At 34.6% G+C, this 778-nt stretch carries 1 pseudogene; it reads left to right on the forward strand.

Annotation, left to right across the window (positions count from 1 at the left end):
• Positions 1 to 401 precede the first annotated feature (401 nt).
• Positions 402 to 778 (forward strand): annotated as a pseudogene (locus IDG60_RS17705) (endonuclease III domain-containing protein); the annotation flags it as partial.

Consider the following 778-nt stretch of genomic DNA (forward strand, 5'->3'; position numbering starts at 1 on the left):
AATCAATGTAAGAACATTTATATACACTCCAACGTAGAGTTTCTCGAAAGATACTTTGTGTTGGAGTGTTTTTAATTAGGTATGTGACATATTGGGGAATGCTTAGTATGTGAATAAGGTTAAGAGGAACGCAGTTGGATGCTACTGCACAACTGCATAAGAGAGCCTGAGACATAAATCAATGTTCTATGCTCTACAAAGTTATAATGGCAGTAGTTGACTGAACGAAAATTCGCTTGTAACAAGCTTTTTTCAATTCTAGTCAACCTTGCCGGCGGGGCCCCAACAAAGAGAAATTGGATTCCCAATTTCTACAGACAATGCAAGTTGGGGTGGGACGACGAAATAAATTTTACGATAATATCATTTCTGTCCCACTCCCTCTAAAATGGAGGGTGTAAATGTTAGGAACTGATGAATTATATAAAGTTTTATATGAACATCTCGGACCACAATTTTGGTGGCCTGCTGATAATGACATTGAAATGATGTTAGGTGCAATTTTAGTTCAAAATACTAGATGGCGAAATGCAGAAATTGCATTGAATCAAGTTAAAGAACACACGCATTTTAATCCAAATCATATATTAGAACTACCTATTGAAACGTTACAATCATTGATACATTCAAGTGGCTTTTATAAAAGTAAATCACTGACGATTAAAACATTATTAACATGGTTAGCACGACATCATTTCAATTATCAAGAGATTAATGAGCGATATAAAGGTGGATTAAGAAAAGAATTATTATCTTTGAAAGGTATTGGAAGTGAAAC

The organism is Staphylococcus sp. EG-SA-2, from assembly GCF_017152085.1.